Below are 18,850 nucleotides of genomic sequence, written 5' to 3' on the forward strand. Positions count from 1 at the left end.
ACGCCCCCTACAACGTGCTCGTCAGCGGCCACCTGCCGTTGGGTGTGACGATCGTTCCCGCCGAGCCGTCGAGTATGCGCTCGGCCTCGTCGAGCTTCCCGATGGCGGCCATGTCGCCGGTGGTCTCGACGAACCGGCAGACCGCCTCCACCTTCGGCCCCATCGACCCGGCGGGGAAGTCGAGCGCCCGCAGCTCGTGCGGGGTGGTGTGGCCGATCTCGCTCTGCTCGGGCGTGCCGAAACCGCGCATGACGCGCGGCACGTCGGTCAGACTCAGGAACGCGTCGCAGTCGAGCGCCTCGGCCAGCATCGAGGTCGTGAGGTCCTTGTCGATCACGGCCTCCACGCCCGTCAGCCGCCCGCGCTCGTCGCGCACGACGGGGATGCCGCCGCCGCCCGCGCACACCACGATCACGCCCTCGCCCGTCATGCGACGGATCAGCCGGGTCTGGACCACGCGCTGCGGGGCGGGGGAGGGGACGACGCGCCGCCACTGGCGGCCGTCCTGGGCGACCGTCCAGCCGCGCTCGGCGGCCAGCTTCTCGGCCTCCTCGCGCTCGTACACCTGGCCGACGAACTTGGCCGGCTGCTCGAACGCCGGGTCGACGGCCGAGACCAGCGTCTGCGTGACCATGGCCAGCACCTGGCGGCCGGGCAGCGCGTTCTGCAGCGCCTGCTGGATCCAGTAGCCGAGCAGGCCCTGCGTCTGCGCGCCGAGCGCGTCGAACGGGTAGGGCCTGGTCAGCCCCGGGTCCGCGGCCGACTGGGCGGCCAGCAGGCCGACCTGGGGTCCGTTGCCGTGGGTGATGACGAGCTCGTGCTCGGCCGCGAGCCGGGCCAGCGTCCTGACGGCGGTGCGCACGTTGGCGACCTGCGTGTCGGCGTCAGGCCGCTGACCGCGCCGCAGGACGGCGTTGCCGCCCAGTGCCACGATGACCCGCATTCAGTCTCCCAAGGTCGCGACCATGATGGCCTTGATGGTGTGCAGCCGGTTCTCGGCCTGGTCGAAGACGATCGAACGCGGTGACTGGAACACGTCGTCCGTCACCTCCAGCGCGTCCAGCCCGGTCCTGTCGTAGATCTCCCGCCCGACCTCGGTGCCGCGGTCGTGACAGGCGGGCAGGCAGTGCATGAACCGGACCGAGGGGTTGCCGGTGGCCTTCACCACGGTCTCGTTCACCTGGTACGGCAGCAGCAGCTTGATCCGCTCGTCCCACACCTCGGCCGGCTCGCCCATCGACACCCACACGTCGGTGTAGAGGAAGTCGACCCCTTTGACGCCCATGGTCACGTCGTCGGTCACGGTGATCCTGGCGCCGGTGCCGGCCGCCACCCGCTCGGCCGGCCCGAGCACGGACTCCGGGTCGGGCCACAGCGCCCTGGGGGCCACGACGCGGGTGTCCATGCCGAACATGGCGCCCGTCACCAGCAGCGAGTGCCCCATGTTGTTGCGCGCGTCGCCGAGGTAGGCGAAGGACACCTCGTGCAGCGGCCGGCCGGCGTGCTCGCGCATGGTGAGCATGTCGGCCAGCGTCTGCGTCGGATGCCACTCGTCGGTCAGCCCGTTCCACACCGGCACCCCGGACAGAGCCGCCAGCTCCTCGGCGTGGGCCTGCCTGCTGCCGCGGTACTCGATGCCGTCGTACATGCGGCCGAGCACCCGCGCGGTGTCGGCCACCGACTCCTTGTGCCCGAGCTGGGTGCCGGCCGGATCCAGGTAGGTGGTGTGCGCCCCCTGGTCGTGGGCGGCCACCTCGAAGGCGCAGCGGGTGCGGGTGGAGGTCTTCTCGAAGATCAGCGCGATGTTCCTGCCGCGCAGCCGCCGCCGCTCGGCGCGGGCGTGCTTGGCCGCCTTCAGCTCGGCCGACAGGCGCAGCAGGAAGCCGAGCTCCTCCGGCGTGAAGTCGAGCTCCTTGAGAAAACTGCGGTCGCGCAGGTCGACGGCCGTCATCGGGTGACGCTCACCGGGCTGCACTCATCTGGATCTGTCCCCCTAGACGGCGTCACGTTCGAGCGGGCAGCTCATGCACCGCGGCCCCCCGCGGCCCCGGCCGAGCTCGCTGCCCCTGATCGTGATCACCTCGATGCCGTTGTCACGCAGGTAGTTGTTGGTGGTGGTGTTGCGCTCGTAGGCCACGACCACGCCGGGTTCGAGCGCGAGGCCGTTGCAGCCGTCGTCCCACTGCTCCCGCTCGGCCGCGTACACGTCCTGGGTGGGTGTCAGGACCGTGATGTCCGGCAGGTCGAGGGCGTGCGCGATGGCCTTGTGCATGTCCTCGGGCGGGTGGTCGGTGACCTTCAGCTCCTTGGGGGTGTCGCCGGGCTCGATGGTGTACGCGGGCAGCATGCCGAGGCCTGCGTACTTGGTGAACACCCCCACGTCCAGCATGGTCATCACGGTGTCGAGATGCATGAACGCGCGCGCCTTCGGCATGTCGAGGGCCACGATCGTGTGCGCGGAGCCGGCCCTGAACAGCCGCTGCGCCAGCATCTCGACCGCCTGCGGCTGGGTGCGCTCGCTCATCCCGACGAGCACCGCGCCACGGCCGATGACCAGCACGTCGCCGCCCTCCATGGTGGCCGGGGCCACCGACTGGCCGGGCATCCAGCAGTGGTAGCCGCCCTGGCCCGGCCGGTTGAAGCCGCCGGCGAACGTCGGGTGGTACATGTAGACGGCCTCCATGTTGACCGTCTCGCGCATGCGGGCCTTCTTCTTCATCGCGTTGATCGACACGCCGTCGTAGATCCAGCAGGACGTGTCGCGGGTGAACAGGTGGTTGGGCAGCGGCGGCAGGATGAAGCCGTCGTCGCCCGTGGCGTGGAAGGTCACCGCCTTGGGCTCGCAGCCCATCGCGATCAGCTCGCGCTTGGTGATGCCGCCGGTCAGGTAGAGCTGCAGCGTGGCGGAGTCGAGCGCGTCGAGGGTGTTGCGGATGTCGTCGATGGCGACGGGGCCGAGCCAGCGCTCGTCGATGACCGCGTCCAGGATGTGCTTGCGCGCCTCGGGGATCTCCACCGTCTCCCTGAGCAGGTCGGCCAGCTGATGGACGCGGACGCCCCGGTCGGTGAGCACCCGCTGGAACTCCTCGTGCTCCTCGACCGCCCGCTGCACCCAGAGCACGTCGTCGAAGAGGAAGGCGTCCTTGCTGGTGGGGGTCAGCCGTTTCAGCGCGAGGTCGGGCTTGTGCACCAGAACCTGGCGCAGCCGTCCGACCTCGGACTCGACATGGAAGGTCATCCCTGCTCTATCCCCCTCAAAAGGGCGTAAATCACTCAGCAGCACCGCCCCGCGCGCGTCTGACCTGCCCAGCCGGGGCCGCGCCGACACCCCCGCGGCGCCGCGGCGGCCCGGGAAATTACCTGATCGAGGCCATCGGCTGAACCGGCGGCCGGCCGGCCGCCCCCCACGGGGGGTCACGCATCGTGGCTGGTAGCCCCTGGTACTGTGTGTCCCGACCGACACCCTTTTAAGACCCGTCCCGTGAGGCGGGAAAGGTGGTGAGATTCGCCATGTCCGATTCCAGCGCGCCCCCTTCCAGCGCGGCGAAGCCCGGAGCGTCCGGCTCCAGGGCAGTGCTGGAGGCCCCCGACATCCACCGGGCGCTGACCAGGATCGCGCACGAGATCCTCGAACGAACCAAGGGCGCCGACGACGTCGTCCTGCTCGGCATCCCCACCCGTGGCGCGACGCTGGCCCGCCGGCTCGGTGACCGCATCGAGCAGTTCGAAGGCCGCAAGGTCCCCATCGGCTCCATCGACATCACCATGTACCGCGACGACCTGCGGCGCGGCCCCGTCCGCCCGCTCGGCCCGACCGAGCTGCCGCCCGACGGCATCGACGGCAGGGTCGTCGTGCTCGTCGACGACGTCCTCTACTCCGGCCGCACCGTCCGCGCCGCGCTCGACGCGCTCAACGACCTCGGCCGCCCCACCGCCGTGCAGCTCGCCACCCTGGTCGACCGCGGCCACCGCGAGCTGCCCATCCGCGCCGACTACGTCGGCAAGAACCTCCCCACCGCCAAGAGCGAGAAGGTCAAGGTCTACCTGCAGGAGATCGACGGCCGCGACGCCGTCCTGCTCATGAAGGGGGACGCCAAGTGAAGCGGCACCTCATCTCGGCCGGCGACCTGGCCAAGGACGACGCCCTGCTGATCCTCGACACCGCCGAGGAGATGGCGAGGGTCTCGGAACGTTCCATCAAGAAACTGCCGACGCTGCGCGGGCGCACGGTGGTCAACCTGTTCTTCGAGGACTCCACCCGGACCAGGATCTCGTTCGAGGCGGCGGCCAAGCGGCTGTCCGCCGACGTGATCAACTTCTCCGCCAAGGGGTCGAGCGTGTCCAAGGGCGAGTCGCTCAAGGACACCGCGCTCACCCTGGAGGCCATGGGCGCCGACGCGGTCGTCATCCGCCACAGCGCCTCCGGCGCGCCGCACCGCCTGGCCAACTGGGTGCGCGGCAGCGTGCTCAACGCCGGCGACGGCACCCACGAGCACCCCACCCAGGCGCTGCTCGACGCCTTCTCCATGCGCCGCCGCCTGGGCAACCTGGACGGGCGCAACGTCACCATCGTCGGCGATGTGCTGCACAGCCGCGTCGCCCGCTCCAACGTGCTGCTGCTGCACACGCTCGGAGCCCAGGTCACCCTCGTCGCGCCGCCCACGCTGCTGCCGGTCTCGGTCGGCACCTGGCCGTGCGAGGTGTCCTACGACCTCGACGCCGTGCTGCCCAAGTCCGACGTGGTGATGATGCTGCGGGTGCAGAAGGAGCGGATGAACGCCGCGTACTTCCCCAGCGAGCGCGAATACTCCCGCCGGTACGGCCTCGACCGGGACAGGTTCGCCAAGATGCCCGACGACGCGATCGTCATGCACCCCGGGCCGATGAACCGGGGCATGGAGATCGCGGCCGAGGTGGCCGACTCGGCGCGATCCACGATCGTCGAGCAGGTCGCCAACGGCGTGACCATCCGCATGGCCGTCCTGTACCTGCTCCTCGGGGGAGAGACCGCATGAACCTAGCCAATGTCAGGATCCTCGGCGGGGAGCCCGTCGACATCAGGATCGACGGCGGCGTCATCGCCGAGATCGGGCCGGGCGTGGCCGCGTCCCCGTCCGCCGGCGAGACCGTCGACGCCCAGGGCGCGATCGCGCTGCCAGGCCTCGTCGATCTGCACACCCACCTGCGCGAGCCCGGCCGCGAGGACGCCGAGACCGTCCAGACCGGCACCCAGTCCGCCGCGCGCGGCGGCTACACCGCCGTGCACGCCATGGCCAACACCTCGCCCGTCGCCGACACGGCCGGCGTGGTCGAGCAGGTGTGGCGGCTCGGCCGCGAGTTCGCCCACTGCGACGTGCACCCGGTCGGCGCCGTGACCGTCGGTCTGGAGGGCAGGCAGCTGGCCGAGCTGGGCGCGATGGCCGACTCCGCCGCCCGCGTGCGCGTCTTCTCCGACGACGGCAAGTGCGTGGACGACGCCGTGCTCATGCGCCGCGCCCTCGAATACGTCAAGGCGTTCGACGGCGTCATCGCCCAGCACGCCCAGGAGCCCAGGCTCACCTCCGGCGCGCAGATGAACGAAGGCGTCGTCTCCGGACGGCTCGGCCTGACCGGCTGGCCCGCCGTCGCCGAAGAGGCGATCATCGCCCGCGACTGCCTCCTGGCCGCCCACGTCGGCTCCCGGCTGCACGTCTGCCACGTCTCCACGGCCGGCTCGGTCGACATCCTGCGCTGGGCCAAGTCCAAGGGCTGGAACGTCACGGCCGAGGTCACCCCGCACCACCTGCTGCTCACCGACGACCTGGTCGAGGAGTCGCCGGTGGGCGCGTACAACCCGATCTACAAGGTCAACCCGCCGCTGCGCACCCGCGCCGACGTCGAGGCGCTGCGCGCCGCGCTGGCCGACGGCACGATCGACGTCGTGGCCACCGACCACGCGCCCCACCCGGTCGAGGACAAGGAGACCGAGTGGTCGGCCGCGGCCATGGGCATGGTCGGGCTGGAGACCGCGCTCAGCGTGGTCCAGGAGGCCATGGTCGAGACGGGCCTGCTCGACTGGGCCGGCGTCGCCGAGCGCATGTCCGTCGCGCCCGCCCGCATCGGCCGGCTCGGCGGCCACGGCCGCCCGATCGAGGTGGGCGCCCCCGCCAACCTCACCCTCTACGACCCGTCCGTACGCACGAAGGTCGACCCCGCCGCCTTCGCCTCCAAGAGCAGGAACACCCCCTACGAGGGGATGACGCTGCCCGGCCGGGTAGTGGCCACGTTCCTGCGCGGCAGGCCGACCGTTCTCGAAGGGAAGCTGGTTTGAACACAGCGCTGCTCGTCCTGGAAGACGGCCGCGTCTTCCACGGAACCCCGTACGGAGCCGAAGGCGAGACGTTCGGCGAGATGGTCTTCAACACCGGTATGACCGGTTACCAGGAGACCCTGACCGACCCCTCCTACCACCGGCAGATCGTCGCCATGACGGCCCCGCACATCGGCAACACCGGCGTCAACGACGAGGACCCCGAGTCGGGCCGCGTCTGGGTGGCCGGCTACGTCGTGCGCGAGCCGTCCCGCGTCGTCTCCAACTGGCGTGCCTCCCGCTCGCTCGACGACTACCTCAAGGAGCAGGGCGTCGTCGGCATCGCCATCCCCGGCACCCGCGCGCTCACCCGCCACCTGCGCGAGCGCGGCGCCATGCGGGCCGGCATCTTCAGCGCGCCCTCGGCGCCGGTCGAAGAACTGGTCGAGCTGGTCCGCGAGTCGCCCCGGATGGAGGGCGCCGACCTGGCCCGCGAGGTCGCCACCGGCGAGACCTACGTGGTCCCCGCGGCCGGCGACAGGCGCTTCACGGTCGCCGCCGTGGACCTGGGCATCAAGGGCATGACTCCGTACCGGATGGCCGAGCGCGGCTGCGAGGTGCACGTGCTGCCCGCCGACGCCACCTTCGAGCAGATCATGGCGGTCTCGCCCGACGGCGTGTTCCTGTCCAACGGGCCCGGCGACCCGGCCACGGCCGACGTCACCGCCCTGCGGAAGGTGCTGGAGGCCGGGGTGCCGTTCTTCGGCATCTGCTTCGGCAACCAGCTGTTCGGGCGGGCACTCGGGCTGTCGACGTACAAGCTGCGTTACGGCCACCGGGGCGTCAACCAGCCCGTCCAGGACGTGCGGACCGGCAAGGTGGAGATCTCGGCGCACAACCACGGGTTCGCCGTGGAGGCGCCGCTCGACGGGCCGTTCGAGACCCCGTACGGGCCGGCCGAGGTCAGCCACGTCAACCTCAACGACCGCTGCGTGGAGGGGCTGCGCCTGCTGAACGGGCGGGCCTTCAGCGTCCAGTACCACCCCGAGGCCGCCGCCGGCCCCCACGACGCCGCCTACCTCTTCGACGAGTTCTGCGCGGTGATGGCCGCCGCCAGGGGCGAGGCCGCCGAGCATCCGATTCCGACCAGTTCTGTGAGGTCATGAGCCGTGCCCAAGCGTGAGGACATCAGGTCCGTCCTGGTCATCGGCTCGGGGCCGATCGTGATCGGGCAGGCGTGCGAGTTCGACTACTCCGGCACCCAGGCGTGCCGCGTGCTGCGGGACGAGGGCTTCCGCGTCGTCCTCGTCAACAGCAACCCGGCGACGATCATGACGGACCCCGAGTTCGCCGACGCCACGTACGTCGAGCCGATCACCCCCGAGTTCGTCGAGAAGATCATCGCCAAGGAGCGCCCCGACGCGCTGCTGCCCACGCTGGGCGGCCAGACCGCGCTCAACACCGCCGTGGCGCTGCACGAGTCGGGCGTACTGGAGAAATACGAGGTCGAGCTCATCGGCGCCGACTTCGACGCCATCCAGGCCGGCGAGAACCGCGAGCGGTTCAAGGAGATCGTCGCCAAGGTCGCCCGCGAGCACGGCCTGAACGCCGAGTCGGCCCGCTCGGTCATCTGCCACACCATGGACGAGTGCCTGGCCGGCGCGGCCGAGCTGGGCTATCCCGTCGTCGTGCGGCCCTCGTTCACCATGGGCGGGGCCGGCTCCGGGTTCGCCTACGACGAGGAGGGCCTGCGGCGCATCGCGGGCGCCGGGCTCGACGCCTCCCCGACCACCGAGGTGCTCCTGGAGGAGTCGATCCTCGGCTGGAAGGAGTACGAGCTGGAGGTCATGCGCGACAAGGCCGACAACGTGGTCATCGTCTGCTCCATCGAGAACATCGACCCGATGGGCGTCCACACCGGCGACAGCGTCACCGTCGCGCCCGCGCTGACCCTGACCGACCGCGAATACCAGAACATGCGCGACGTCGCCATCGCCGTCATCCGCGAGGTCGGCGTCGACACCGGCGGCTGCAACATCCAGTTCGCGGTGGACCCGCGCACCGGCCGCATGATCGTCATCGAGATGAACCCGCGCGTGTCCCGCTCCTCCGCGCTCGCCTCCAAGGCCACCGGCTTCCCGATCGCGAAGATCGCGGCCAAGCTGGCCATCGGCTACACCCTCGACGAGATCCCCAACGACATCACCAAGGAGACGCCGGCCTCCTTCGAGCCGACGCTCGACTACATCGTGGTGAAGGTGCCCCGCTTCGCGTTCGAGAAGTTCAGGGGCGCCGACCAGACGCTCACCACGCACATGAAGTCCGTGGGCGAGGCCATGGCCATCGGCCGCTCCTTCCCCGAGGCGCTGCAGAAGGCGCTGCGCTCGCTGGAGAAGAAGGACTCCTCCTTCTCCTGGGCCGGCGACGTGCCGCCCAAGGACGAGCTGCTGGAGGCGTGCAGGACCCCGCACGACGGGCGGCTGCGCACGATGCAGCAGGCCATCAGGGCCGGCGCCACGCCGGACGAGGTGTTCGCGGCCACCAGCGTCGACCCGTGGTTCATCGACCAGCTCTTCCTGCTGGACGAGGAGGCCGGGGCCGTGGCCGCGGCCGACGAGCTGACCACCGAGGTGCTGGAGCGGGCCAAGCACCTCGGGTTCAGCGACGTGCAGATCGGCGAGCTGCGCGGCATCGACGAGGCCAGGGTGCGCGACCTGCGCCACGCCCTCGGGCTGCGGCCCGTCTACAACACCGTCGACACCTGCGCGGCCGAGTTCGCCGCCAAGACGCCCTACCTCTACTCCACCTACGACGAGGAGAGCGAGGTCCCCGGCGGCGACCGGCAGAAGGTGATCATCCTCGGCTCCGGCCCCAACCGCATCGGGCAGGGCATCGAGTTCGACTACGCGTGCGTGCACGCCTCGTTCGAGCTGTCGCGGGCCGGGTTCGAGACCGTCATGGTCAACTGCAACCCCGAGACCGTCTCGACCGACTACGACACCTCCGACCGGCTCTACTTCGAGCCGCTCACGCTGGAGGACGTCCTGGAGGTCGTGCACGCCGAGCAGCAGGCCGGGCCGGTGGCCGGCGTGATCGTGCAGCTCGGCGGGCAGACGCCGCTGGGCCTGGCGCAGGCGCTCAAGGACGCGGGCGTGCCCGTCGTCGGCACCTCGCCCGAGTCGATCCACCTGGCCGAGGAGCGCGGCGCGTTCGGCCGGGTGCTGGCCGAGGCGGGCCTGCCCGCCCCCAAGCACGGCACCGCCGTGACCGTCGCCGAGGCGGTCGAGATCGCCGCCGAGATCGGCTACCCCGTGCTCGTCCGGCCCTCGTACGTGCTCGGCGGGGCCGGCATGGCCATCGTGTACGACGAGGAGACGCTCACCACCTACATGGCGGCCCAGGAGGGCGGCCATCCGGTGCTGGTCGACAAGTTCCTCGACGAGGCCATCGAGATCGACGTGGACGCCCTCTACGACGGCACCGAGCTCTACCTGGGCGGCGTCATGGAGCACATCGAGGAGGCCGGGATCCACTCCGGCGACTCCGCCTGCGCCCTGCCGCCCATCACGCTCGGCAGCGCCGACATCAAGGCCATCCGCGCCGCCACCGAGGCCATCGCCGCGGGGGTGGGGGTGCGCGGGCTGCTCAACGTCCAGTACGCCATGTCGGCCGGCGTCCTGTACGTCCTGGAGGCCAACCCGCGCGCCAGCCGTACGGTGCCGTTCGTGTCCAAGGCCACGGCGGTGCCGCTGGCCAAGGCGGCGGCCCGGGTGATGCTCGGCGCGTCGATCGCCTCGCTGCGCGAGGAGGGCATGCTGCCCGCCTCCGGCGACGGCGGCACGCTGCCGCTCGACAGTTCCATCGCGGTCAAGGAGGCGGTGCTGCCGTTCAACCGGTTCCGCGGCGTCGACACCGTGCTCGGGCCCGAGATGCGCTCGACCGGCGAGGTCATGGGCATCGACGAGTTCTTCGGGATCGCGTTCGCCAAGTCCCAGGCGGCCGCCTACGGCCGGCTTCCGATCAAGGGACGCGCGTTCGTATCCGTGGCCAACAGGGACAAGCGTGCGATGATCTTCCCTGTGAAGGCACTGGCGGACCTCGGGTTCGAGATCCTCGCCACCGAGGGCACCGCCGAGGTGCTGCGCCGCAACGGCGTCCATGCCAAGATCGTGCGAAAGCACAGCGAGGGGACGGGTCCCGGAGGTGAACCCACGAGCGTGCAGGCCATCCTGGACGGCGAGGTCGACCTGATCGTCAACACGCCCTTCGGCAGCCCGGGACAGTCGGGGCCGCGGCTCGACGGCTACGACATCCGCACGGCCGCGGTGCTGCGGGGCATCCCGTGCATCACCACGGTCTCGGGGCTCGCCGCCGCGGCGGCCGGCATCCAGGCGATCGTGCGCGGCGACATCGGCGTACGGTCCCTGCAAGAGCACGCACGGGCACTCCGGGGCTGACCCCGCAGCGGGAGGTGAAGACGACTGGCCGGCACACCGGTGCAGGTGACGGGCACGGTGCTGACGACGCGCCGGGTCGACGCCTACCATGCGCTGACGGTGGTGGCGCCCGGCATCGCCGAGCGTTACCGTCCCGGTCACTTCGTCTCCGTGGCCGTCGGAGGGGCCCACACGTCGATGGTGACGCGCCGCGCGCTGTCCATCCACGACGTGAAGGCCGACTACGGCGGCACGGTCGAACTCGTCTTCACCACCCGCGGGCCCGGCACGGCCTGGCTGGCCGACCGCCGCGCCCGTGACACGCTCGACCTGGTCGGGCCGCTCGGGCGGCCCTTCCCGCTGCCGCGCGACCCCGTCCACTGCGTGCTGGTCGGCTCCGAGTACGGCTCCGCCGTGCTGTTCCCGCTGGCCGACGCGCTGCTGGAGCGGGGCTGCCGGGTGGACTTCGTGCTCGGCGGGAGCGGGGCCGAGCGGGTGTTCGGGGCGATGCGGGCCAGGCGGATGGCCGAGACGACCACGCTGACCACCGAGGACGGCTCCCTGGGGCTGCGCGGCACGGTCACCGACGCGCTGCCCGCGGTCATCGCCGACACGCGGGCCGACGCCGTCTACGCCTGCGCGCCCATGGCGACGCTGCGGGCGGTGACGGCGGTGGCGATGGAGTTCGACATCCCGGTGCAGGTGGCCGTCGAGGAGTCGATGGCCTGCGGCATCGGGGTGTGCATGACGTGCGTGCTGCCCGTCATCGGGGACGACGGCGCGACCAGGATGGTCAGGGCCTGCGCGGAGGGGCCGGTGTTCCGGGGGGAGCGGGTGCGCTTCGAGGACGTGGGAACGATCCCGTTCGACGCGCTCGGCGCCCCCGGAGGCGGTGCACGACATGTCAGTTGATATGCGTACGTTCCTGGCTCACGTCGAGCTGGCGAACCCCATCACCACCGCCGCCGGCTGCGCCTCATCGGGCCGTGAGCTGGCCCAGTTCTTCGACCTGCACCGGCTCGGCGCCCTGACCACCCGCTCGATCACCATGGCGCCGCGCGCGGGCCGGCCCACGCCGCGCATGGCCGAGACGCCCTCCGGCATGCTCAACGCCGTCGGCCTCCAGGGGCCGGGCATCGACGCGTTCCTGGAGCGCGAGCTGCCCTGGCTGGCCCAGCGCGGCATCAAGACCATCGTCTCCATCGGCGGCGGCACCGTCGCCGAATACTCCGAGCTCGCCCGCAGGCTCGCCGACGCGCCCGGGGTGACCGCGCTGGAGGTCAACCTCTCCTGCCCCAACATGGAGGACCGCGGGCGCGTCTTCGCCCGCGAGGGCAGCGCCGCCGCCGAGGTCATCGCCTCCGTACGCTCCATCATGCGCTACGACGTGCCCGTCGTCGCCAAGCTCGCGCCCGACGTGGCCGACATCGTCTCCGTCGCCCGCGCCTGCGTGGACGCCGGGGCCGACGCCCTGTCCATGATCAACAATCCGCTCGGCATGGCCATCGACACCGAGGCGCTGCGGCCCTCGCTCGCCGCCGTCACCGGCGGGCTGTCGGGGCCGGCCATCCTGCCGCTGGCCGTACGGTGCGTGTGGCAGGTCCACGCCGCCCTGCCCGGCGTGCCGCTGATCGGCATCGGCGGCGTGATGAGCGGCCGGGACGCCTTCCAGCTCGTCCTGGCCGGCGCCTGCGCGGTCGGGGTCGGCACCGCGCTGTTCCACGACCCCTACGCCTGCCTGCGCATCGAACGCGAGCTCGAGGACCTGCTCCGGGCCCGCGGCTTCCAGCGGCTGGCCGACGCCGTCGGCCTGGCGCACCGCCCGCCGGGGAGCGCGCCCCGGCACCTGCTGGTCGACACCGAGGAGAGCACGCCTTGACTCCCGCACGGACTCCCGCACGCCGGGGAGGGCGCGTCCTGACTCCCGCACGCCGGGCCTCGGTTCCCTGACACTGAAGAGAGAGCACGCTTTTGATCACCGAACGCCAGGAGAGCACGTCTTGACCACCGCCGCACCCATCGCCGTCGCTCTCGACGCCCCCGACCTTGAGACCGCCGCCCGCTGGGCCTCGCTGGTCACCCCCCATGTCAGCACGGTCAAGGTGGGCCTCGAGCTCTACCTGCGCTACGGCCCCGACGTGATCGCCTCCGTGCGGGGGGCCAGCGGGGTGCGCGTGTTCCTCGACCTCAAGCTGCACGACATCCCCAACACCGTCGCCGGCGCCGCGCGTGCCGTGGCCCGGCTGCGGCCCTCGATCCTCACGGTGCACGCCGCCGGCGGGCCCGCCATGATCAGGGCCGCCGTGGAGGCCGCCCCGCACACCCAGATCGCCGCCGTGACCGTCCTGACCTCCCTGACCGAGGGCGACCTGGAGCGCATCGGCCTCGCCGGGCCCGCCGAGGACGCCGTACGCCGGTTGGCAGCGCTGTCGGTCGAGGCGGGCGCGACGGCCCTGGTGTGCTCGCCCAACGAGGTCTCCGCCGTACGGTCGGAGGTCGGGGACGGGATCACGCTCATCACGCCCGGCGTGCGCCCCACGGGGGCCGCCACGCAGGACCAGATGCGCGTGGCCACGCCGGAGCAGGCTCTGGCGGACGGGGCGGACCTGCTCGTCATCGGCCGGCCGATCACGGGCTCGCCGGACCCGGGCGCGGCCGCCGCCGCCATCGCCGCCTCCCTGCGCCGCGCCTCCTGACGCCCGCCCCTCAGCGACTCGTCCTCTGACGCCCGCTTCAGGGGTCGCGCCTTCTGACGCCCGCCTCCCGGCGACTCGCCGAACGCCGGGACGCGGCGGGGCCGGCGTCCGGTGGCGCATGGGCACGGTGCCGCGGCGTCGCGTGCGACACGCCCGCGACGCACCGCTCACAAGATCATAATGCATCCGCTCAGGCCGCCGCGCCCTCTTGATCGATCTGGTTTCGGCCCTGGTGCGGGCCGGGTTTCGGACATCGGCCGCTGCCGGAAAGGCGATCATCGTTGCGTTTCGCGACATCGGCGCGAGCCGACGCGCGAAGGCGGATGTGAGGGCGATTTGATCAGCACAAGGTGATTTTACGCTCACGGAGAGTGATGAAGTGGATTTTGTGGGGAGAGAAACCGCTCTTGACGTTGCTTAGGGGGCGATGACCAGCTAGTTTCCCTTCCCGTCCGAGTACATCGACAGAAATTCGAGGTGACCCGGCGTGGCTCTTCCTCCCCTGACCCCTGAGCAGCGCGCCGCAGCCCTGGAGAAGGCTGCCAAGGCCCGTAAAGAGCGTGCCGAGGTCAAGAACCGGCTCAAGCATGGCGCGGTTTCTCTGGCTGAGGTGCTCAAGGATGGGCAGACCGACGACGTCATCGGCAAGATGAAGGTGTCGGCTTTGTTGGAATCGCTCCCCGGCGTGGGCAAGGTCCGCGCCAAGCAGCTCATGGAGCGGCTCGCCATCGCCGAGTCCCGCCGCGTGCGGGGTCTCGGTGCGAACCAGAGGGCCTCCCTCGAGCGCGAGTTCGGTGGCAACGAGAGCTAATCTCTGTTCCACAGGAAAGCGCGGGTTCAACGGGGGGTAGGAAGTGACCGACAGGTCCTGGTCCGGCGATGTCAGTGCCCACGAGGCGGTCGGACCCGGAGCGGAGGTCGGCTTCCCGCCCCTGAGAGAGAAACGCCTGACGGTCCTTTCCGGGCCGTCGGGCGTCGGTAAGTCCACGGTAGTCGCCGAGCTCCGGCGGGCACACCCCGAGGTGTGGCTGTCGGTCTCGGTGACCACCAGGAGGCCCCGGCCCGGCGAGGTCAACGGGGTCCACTACTTCTTCGTCGACGGCGAGGAGTTCGACCGGCTGGTGGACGGCGGCGAGCTGCTCGAGTGGGCCGAGTTCGCGGGCAACCGCTACGGCACGCCGCGCGAGCCGGTGCTGAAGAAACTCGCCAACGGGGTCCCGACCCTGCTGGAGATCGACCTCGAAGGCGCCCGCCAGGTGCGGGCCAGCATGCCGGAGGCGCTGCTGATCTTCCTGGCCCCGCCCAGCTGGGAAGAGCTGGAGAAGCGGCTGCGCGGACGCGGCACCGAGCCGGAGGACGTCATCGCGCGCCGGCTGGAGGCCGGGCGGGTCGAGATGGCGGCCGAGAACGAGTTCGACCTCACCTTGGTGAACACGAGCGTCCAAGACGTGTGCCATCGCCTGATAGCCTTGATGACTGACCCTCAGGGGGTCACGACAACCACCAACCGAGAGGTCTGACAATCGTGGCAGGCACCACCCCGGCCGCGGAGGGCATCACCAACCCGCCGATCGACGCGCTGCTCGACATCGTCGACAGCAAATACTCTTTGGTGATCATGGGTGCCAAGCGCGCCCGCCAGATCAACGCCTACTACTCCCAGCTCGGCGAGGGCCTGCTCGAATACGTCGGGCCGCTGGTCGAGACGCACGCTCAGGAGAAGCCGCTGTCCATCGCGCTGCGGGAGGTCTCCGAGGGCCTGCTCAACGCCGAGCCCATCGAAGGCGCGGTCTGACCCCTTCGATGAAGGTCGTCCTGGGCGTCAGCGGTGGCATCGCCGCGTACAAGGCGTGCGAGCTGCTGCGCCTGTTCACCGAGTCCGGCCACGAGGTGCGGGTCGTCCCGACCCGCGAGGCCCTGAAGTTCGTGGGCGCGCCCACCTGGGCCGCCCTGTCGGGCCACCCCGTGTCGGCGGAGGTGTGGGACGACGTCCACGAGGTGCCCCACGTGCGGATCGGCAAGGGTGCCGATCTCGTCGTGGTGGCGCCCGCGACGGCCGACGTGCTGGCCAGGGCCGCTCACGGGCTGGCCGGCGATCTGCTGACCAACACGCTGCTCACGGCCACGTGCCCGGTCGTCTTCGCGCCCGCGATGCACACCGAGATGTGGCAGCACGCCGCCACCCGCGCCAACGTCGCGACGCTCCGCTCGCGCGGGGCCGTCGTGATCGACCCCGCGGCCGGCCGGCTCACCGGCGCCGACACCGGGCCTGGGCGGCTGCCCGACCCCGCCGAGATCTTCCAGGCGTGCCTGCGCGTGCTCGCCGGGCGGCCCCGTGACCTGGCCGGGCGCAAGGTCGTCGTCTCCGCGGGCGGCACCCGCGAGGCCATCGACCCCGTCCGCTTCATCGGCAACCGCTCCTCGGGGCTGCAGGGCTACGCCCTGGCCAGGACCGCCGCCGCCAGGGGCGCCGAGGTGACGCTCGTCGCGGCCAACGTCACCCTTCCCGACCCCGCCGGGGCCGCGATCGTACGGGTCGAGTCCACGGCGGAGCTGCGCGAGGCCGTGCTGTCCGCCTCCGCTGACGCCGACGTGGTGGTCATGGCCGCCGCGGTCGCCGACTTCCGTCCCGAGTCGCGCCACGACGCCAAGATCAAGAAGACGGACGGCGAGCCCGAGGCCATCCGGCTGGTCAAGAACCCCGACATCCTCGCCGAACTCGGCGAACGCCGCCGCGCCGCGCGCACCGCCCTCACGGACGGAGATCGGGAAGCGGGTCCGGGTGCGGTGCCGCCACGAGTGATCGTCGGGTTCGCGGCCGAGACGCACGACGTGCTCGCCAACGGGCAGGCCAAGCTCGCCCGCAAGGGGTGCGACCTCCTGGTCGTCAACCAGGTGGGGGAGGGGCTGGCCTTCGGCACCGCCGGCAACGCGGCCACCGTGCTGGTGGCGGGCGGTGAGGCGGTCGAGGTGCCGTTCGGGCCCAAGGAGGACCTGGCCGACGTGGTCTGGGACCTCGTGGCCGCCCGTCTCCCCTGAAACGCCCCCAAACCCCGCGTACTGGACACGACATCCATCTGTCGTACAAAACCGTTCATAACCAATTACTCGATCACCTGTTGCAACACCCCCGGACGCCTGCGGATACTGAGGTCGAAGGGGGATGGAATGCCGGTGGGTTCCGCTGTCAGGGATCGTTGTAGGACGCTGCTCGGAGACCAAGGGGAGATTCACTACGTCTTCCCCGCCTTCTGCTCGGGGGCGGAGGGAACGGGGAACTTCCTCATCGTGGTCACCAGTTCCGCCATATCCGTCCTGGCCACCAGGACACTGCGCTCCGATCGGCCCGTGTCGGTGTTCGCGGAGTTCCCGCGCGACACCAGGCTCGGGCCCATCCTGCCCGGCCACGTGATCGAGGTGGGATCGATGGTGTTCGAGTTCGACGAGGAGTACGCCGCCGTGGTGTCGGCCGCCGACGCGGAGATGTTCGCGCCGGAGACCCTCCCGCCCGATCCGCTGCCCGAACTGTGACCGCGGCCACATGGTGGACGGTTTCGCGACCGGGCGCCGGGTAGGGCTAGACTTCGGCGAGGCCCAGGCATGCTCATGCGCCCCGGGCCTTACATACGTCAGCAGCCGCTGCATGAGGAGCCACTGAGTTGTCACGTCGCCTGTTCACCTCCGAGTCGGTCACCGAGGGCCACCCGGACAAGATCGCTGACCAGATCAGTGACGCGATTCTCGACACCATGCTGAAGGACGACCCCAAGAGCCGTGTCGCCGTCGAGACTCTGATCACTACCGGCCAGGTCCATGTCGCAGGCGAGGTCACGACCGAGACCTACGTCGACATCCCCGGCGTCATTCGGGAGAAGATCCTCGAGATCGGCTACGACGCCTCGCACAAGGGCTTCGACGGCGCCTCCTGCGGCGTGTCGGTGTCCATCGGCGCGCAGTCGCCCGACATCGCCCAGGGCGTCGACGACGCCTACGAGCACCGCGTGGGCGGCGACGGCGACGAGCTCGACCGCCAGGGCGCCGGCGACCAGGGCCTCATGTTCGGCTACGCCTGCCGCGAGACCCCCGAGCTGATGCCGCTGCCGATCACCCTCGCCCACCGGCTGGCCCAGCGCCTGTCCGAGGTGCGCAAGACCGGCACGGTCCCCTACCTGCGCCCCGACGGCAAGACCCAGGTCACCATCGAGTACGACGGCGACACGCCGGTCCGCCTCGACACCGTGGTCGTCTCCACGCAGCACGCGGCCGAGATCGACCTCAAGGAGATGCTGACGCCCGACATCAAGGAGCACGTGGTCGACCCCGTGCTCGCGGGCATCGAGATCGACACCGAGGGCTACCGGCTGCTGGTCAACCCGACCGGGCGCTTCGAGATCGGCGGGCCCATGGGCGACGCCGGCCTCACCGGCCGCAAGATCATCATCGACACCTACGGCGGCATGGCCCGCCACGGCGGCGGCGCCTTCTCCGGCAAGGACCCGTCCAAGGTCGACCGCTCCGCCGCCTACGCCATGCGCTGGGTCGCCAAGAACGTCGTCGCGGCCGGCCTCGCCGACCGGTGCGAGGTGCAGGTGGCGTACGCGATCGGCAAGGCGCAGCCGGTGGGTCTGTTCGTCGAGTGCTTCGGCACCGAGAAGCTGGAAGTGGAGAAGATCCAGGCCGCCGTGCTGCAGGTGTTCGACCTGCGCCCGGCCGCGATCATCCGCGATCTCGACCTGCTGCGTCCGATCTACTCGGAGACCGCCGCCTACGGCCACTTCGGCCGCGAGGGCTTCTCCTGGGAGTCCACCGACCGCGCCGAGGCCCTGCGCACCGCCGCCGGCCTCTGACCACCCACCACAGCCCAGCCTGACCCGGTCCGGCCGCCGGGCCTGGTCTGACCCGGTCCGGCCGCCGGGCCTGGTCTGGCCGGGCTTGGCTTGACCTGTGGCCTGGCTGGGCTTGGCTTACGGCCTGACTTGACCTGTGGTCTGGCCTCACCCTGCGGTCTGGCCTGCGCTGCGGGCGCTCCAGACTGTCCCCGACGACCGGCGCCTTCCTCGGGGTGGCACCGGTCGTCACGCATTCCACACGGCTTCGCGCGTCGTACGGGCCGCGTACTCGCGCGACTGGCGTACCTGTGTGACGGCGTACCCGCGTCAATGGCGTCGGCAAGGCTTTGCGCCCCGACGGGGCGTGCTCGCCCGGCCCGGCGCGCCCCGACGGGTCGGCGCACCTGCGGGCGCCGGTGCTGCCACGGGACGAAGTACCTCCTCGCAAGGGGATGCGCCTCGTGGGGGAGCGGTCGCGCGACGCCTTCCATAGGCCAAGCGCGCTCCGTCGCGGTCGCGGCTCCGTCACGGTCGCACTGCCGTCACGGTCGCGATGGCGTCACGGTCGCGATGGCGTCACGGCCGCTATAGGCCCAAGGA

General features: G+C 71.1%; 17 protein-coding genes. 14 read left to right on the forward strand and 3 right to left on the reverse strand.

The genetic code is table 11. From position 1 onward, the window contains the following. Window positions 1-7 precede the first annotated feature (7 nt). From arcC to B0I32_RS26980, 3 genes are read right to left on the reverse strand one after another with little or no spacing between them, the layout of a single operon-like run. Complete coding sequence (gene arcC, locus B0I32_RS26970) at window positions 8-943, reverse strand: carbamate kinase (protein WP_106244529.1); 936 nt, start codon at window positions 941-943, stop codon at window positions 8-10. Further along, entirely contained in the window at window positions 944-1,951 is a 1,008-nt protein-coding gene (argF, locus tag B0I32_RS26975; protein ID WP_106244531.1) for an ornithine carbamoyltransferase, read from the reverse strand. Between the two features lie 42 nt (window positions 1,952-1,993). Then, entirely contained in the window at window positions 1,994-3,238 is a 1,245-nt protein-coding gene (locus B0I32_RS26980; protein WP_106244533.1) for an arginine deiminase, read from the reverse strand. A 272-nt stretch (window positions 3,239-3,510) separates the two neighbouring features. Between B0I32_RS26980 and pyrR the strand changes: the two genes are divergently transcribed. The 14 genes from pyrR to metK all read left to right on the forward strand — a co-directional run bounded on the left by pyrR (window position 3,511) and on the right by metK (window position 18,268). Next, window positions 3,511-4,101: a bifunctional pyr operon transcriptional regulator/uracil phosphoribosyltransferase PyrR gene (gene pyrR / locus B0I32_RS26985; RefSeq protein WP_106244535.1), complete on the forward strand. Its 591-nt coding sequence runs from the start codon at window positions 3,511-3,513 to the stop codon at window positions 4,099-4,101. Next, window positions 4,098-5,015, forward strand: a complete 918-nt coding sequence (locus B0I32_RS26990; RefSeq protein WP_106244537.1) for an aspartate carbamoyltransferase catalytic subunit — start codon at window positions 4,098-4,100, stop codon at window positions 5,013-5,015. The genes pyrR and B0I32_RS26990 overlap by 4 nt, the downstream gene beginning before the upstream one ends. After that, window positions 5,012-6,310: a dihydroorotase gene (locus B0I32_RS26995; RefSeq protein WP_106244538.1), complete on the forward strand. Its 1,299-nt coding sequence runs from the start codon at window positions 5,012-5,014 to the stop codon at window positions 6,308-6,310. Before B0I32_RS26990 ends, B0I32_RS26995 begins: the two co-directional genes overlap by 4 nt. Continuing rightward, window positions 6,307-7,455, forward strand: coding sequence for a glutamine-hydrolyzing carbamoyl-phosphate synthase small subunit (gene carA, locus B0I32_RS27000; RefSeq protein WP_106244540.1), 1,149 nt, complete (start codon window positions 6,307-6,309; stop codon window positions 7,453-7,455). Before B0I32_RS26995 ends, carA begins: the two co-directional genes overlap by 4 nt. 3 nt (window positions 7,456-7,458) lie before the next feature. Beyond that, window positions 7,459-10,746, forward strand: a complete 3,288-nt coding sequence (carB, locus tag B0I32_RS27005) for a carbamoyl-phosphate synthase large subunit (RefSeq protein WP_106244542.1) — start codon at window positions 7,459-7,461, stop codon at window positions 10,744-10,746. Between the two features lie 39 nt (window positions 10,747-10,785). Further along, entirely contained in the window at window positions 10,786-11,637 is an 852-nt protein-coding gene (locus B0I32_RS27010) for a dihydroorotate dehydrogenase electron transfer subunit (RefSeq protein WP_245956052.1), read from the forward strand. Continuing rightward, on the forward strand, window positions 11,627-12,604 hold the full coding sequence (locus B0I32_RS27015) for a dihydroorotate dehydrogenase (RefSeq protein WP_106244887.1): 978 nt from the start codon (window positions 11,627-11,629) through the stop codon (window positions 12,602-12,604). Before B0I32_RS27010 ends, B0I32_RS27015 begins: the two co-directional genes overlap by 11 nt. A 121-nt stretch (window positions 12,605-12,725) precedes the next feature. Beyond that, complete coding sequence (gene pyrF / locus B0I32_RS27020; RefSeq protein WP_106244546.1) at window positions 12,726-13,421, forward strand: orotidine-5'-phosphate decarboxylase; 696 nt, start codon at window positions 12,726-12,728, stop codon at window positions 13,419-13,421. A gap of 487 nt (window positions 13,422-13,908) precedes the next feature. Beyond that, a complete protein-coding gene (mihF, locus tag B0I32_RS27025) occupies window positions 13,909-14,232 on the forward strand; it encodes an integration host factor, actinobacterial type (RefSeq protein WP_020541698.1) in 324 nt (107 codons plus the stop codon). A gap of 121 nt (window positions 14,233-14,353) precedes the next feature. Then, the gene (gmk, locus tag B0I32_RS27030; RefSeq protein WP_106244888.1) at window positions 14,354-14,941 is read left to right on the forward strand and encodes a guanylate kinase; all 588 of its coding nucleotides are present in this window, start codon (window positions 14,354-14,356) and stop codon (window positions 14,939-14,941) included. Window positions 14,942-14,946: 5 nt separating this feature from the next. Next, window positions 14,947-15,216 carry a DNA-directed RNA polymerase subunit omega gene (gene rpoZ, locus B0I32_RS27035; protein ID WP_043638590.1) on the forward strand — a complete coding sequence of 90 codons (270 nt, stop codon included), beginning with the start codon at window positions 14,947-14,949 and terminating at the stop codon, window positions 15,214-15,216. An 8-nt stretch (window positions 15,217-15,224) separates the two neighbouring features. Continuing rightward, on the forward strand, window positions 15,225-16,460 hold the full coding sequence (gene coaBC, locus B0I32_RS27040) for a bifunctional phosphopantothenoylcysteine decarboxylase/phosphopantothenate--cysteine ligase CoaBC (RefSeq protein ID WP_106244547.1): 1,236 nt from the start codon (window positions 15,225-15,227) through the stop codon (window positions 16,458-16,460). Window positions 16,461-16,589: 129 nt separating this feature from the next. After that, on the forward strand, window positions 16,590-16,952 hold the full coding sequence (locus B0I32_RS27045; protein ID WP_181307825.1) for a hypothetical protein: 363 nt from the start codon (window positions 16,590-16,592) through the stop codon (window positions 16,950-16,952). Window positions 16,953-17,080: 128 nt separating this feature from the next. After that, window positions 17,081-18,268: a methionine adenosyltransferase gene (gene metK, locus B0I32_RS27050; protein WP_106244549.1), complete on the forward strand. Its 1,188-nt coding sequence runs from the start codon at window positions 17,081-17,083 to the stop codon at window positions 18,266-18,268. Window positions 18,269-18,850 lie beyond the last annotated feature (582 nt).

This window comes from Nonomuraea fuscirosea (assembly GCF_003001935.1).
Classification (GTDB): Bacteria; Actinomycetota; Actinomycetes; order Streptosporangiales; family Streptosporangiaceae; genus Nonomuraea; species Nonomuraea fuscirosea.

Excerpts from the sequence above, each read along its gene's own strand:
- arcC (WP_106244529.1), bottom strand. The coding sequence starts at position 943 with ATGCGGGTCATCGTGGCACTGGGCGGCAACGCCGTCCTGCGGCGCGGT.
- argF (WP_106244531.1), bottom strand. The coding sequence starts at position 1,951 with ATGACGGCCGTCGACCTGCGCGACCGCAGTTTTCTCAAGGAGCTCGAC.
- B0I32_RS26980 (WP_106244533.1), bottom strand. The coding sequence starts at position 3,238 with ATGACCTTCCATGTCGAGTCCGAGGTCGGACGGCTGCGCCAGGTTCTG.
- pyrR (WP_106244535.1), top strand. The coding sequence starts at position 3,511 with ATGTCCGATTCCAGCGCGCCCCCTTCCAGCGCGGCGAAGCCCGGAGCG.
- B0I32_RS26995 (WP_106244538.1), top strand. The coding sequence starts at position 5,012 with ATGAACCTAGCCAATGTCAGGATCCTCGGCGGGGAGCCCGTCGACATC.
- B0I32_RS27015 (WP_106244887.1), top strand. The coding sequence starts at position 11,627 with ATGTCAGTTGATATGCGTACGTTCCTGGCTCACGTCGAGCTGGCGAAC.
- coaBC (WP_106244547.1), top strand. The coding sequence starts at position 15,225 with ATGAAGGTCGTCCTGGGCGTCAGCGGTGGCATCGCCGCGTACAAGGCG.
- B0I32_RS27045 (WP_181307825.1), top strand. The coding sequence starts at position 16,590 with ATGCCGGTGGGTTCCGCTGTCAGGGATCGTTGTAGGACGCTGCTCGGA.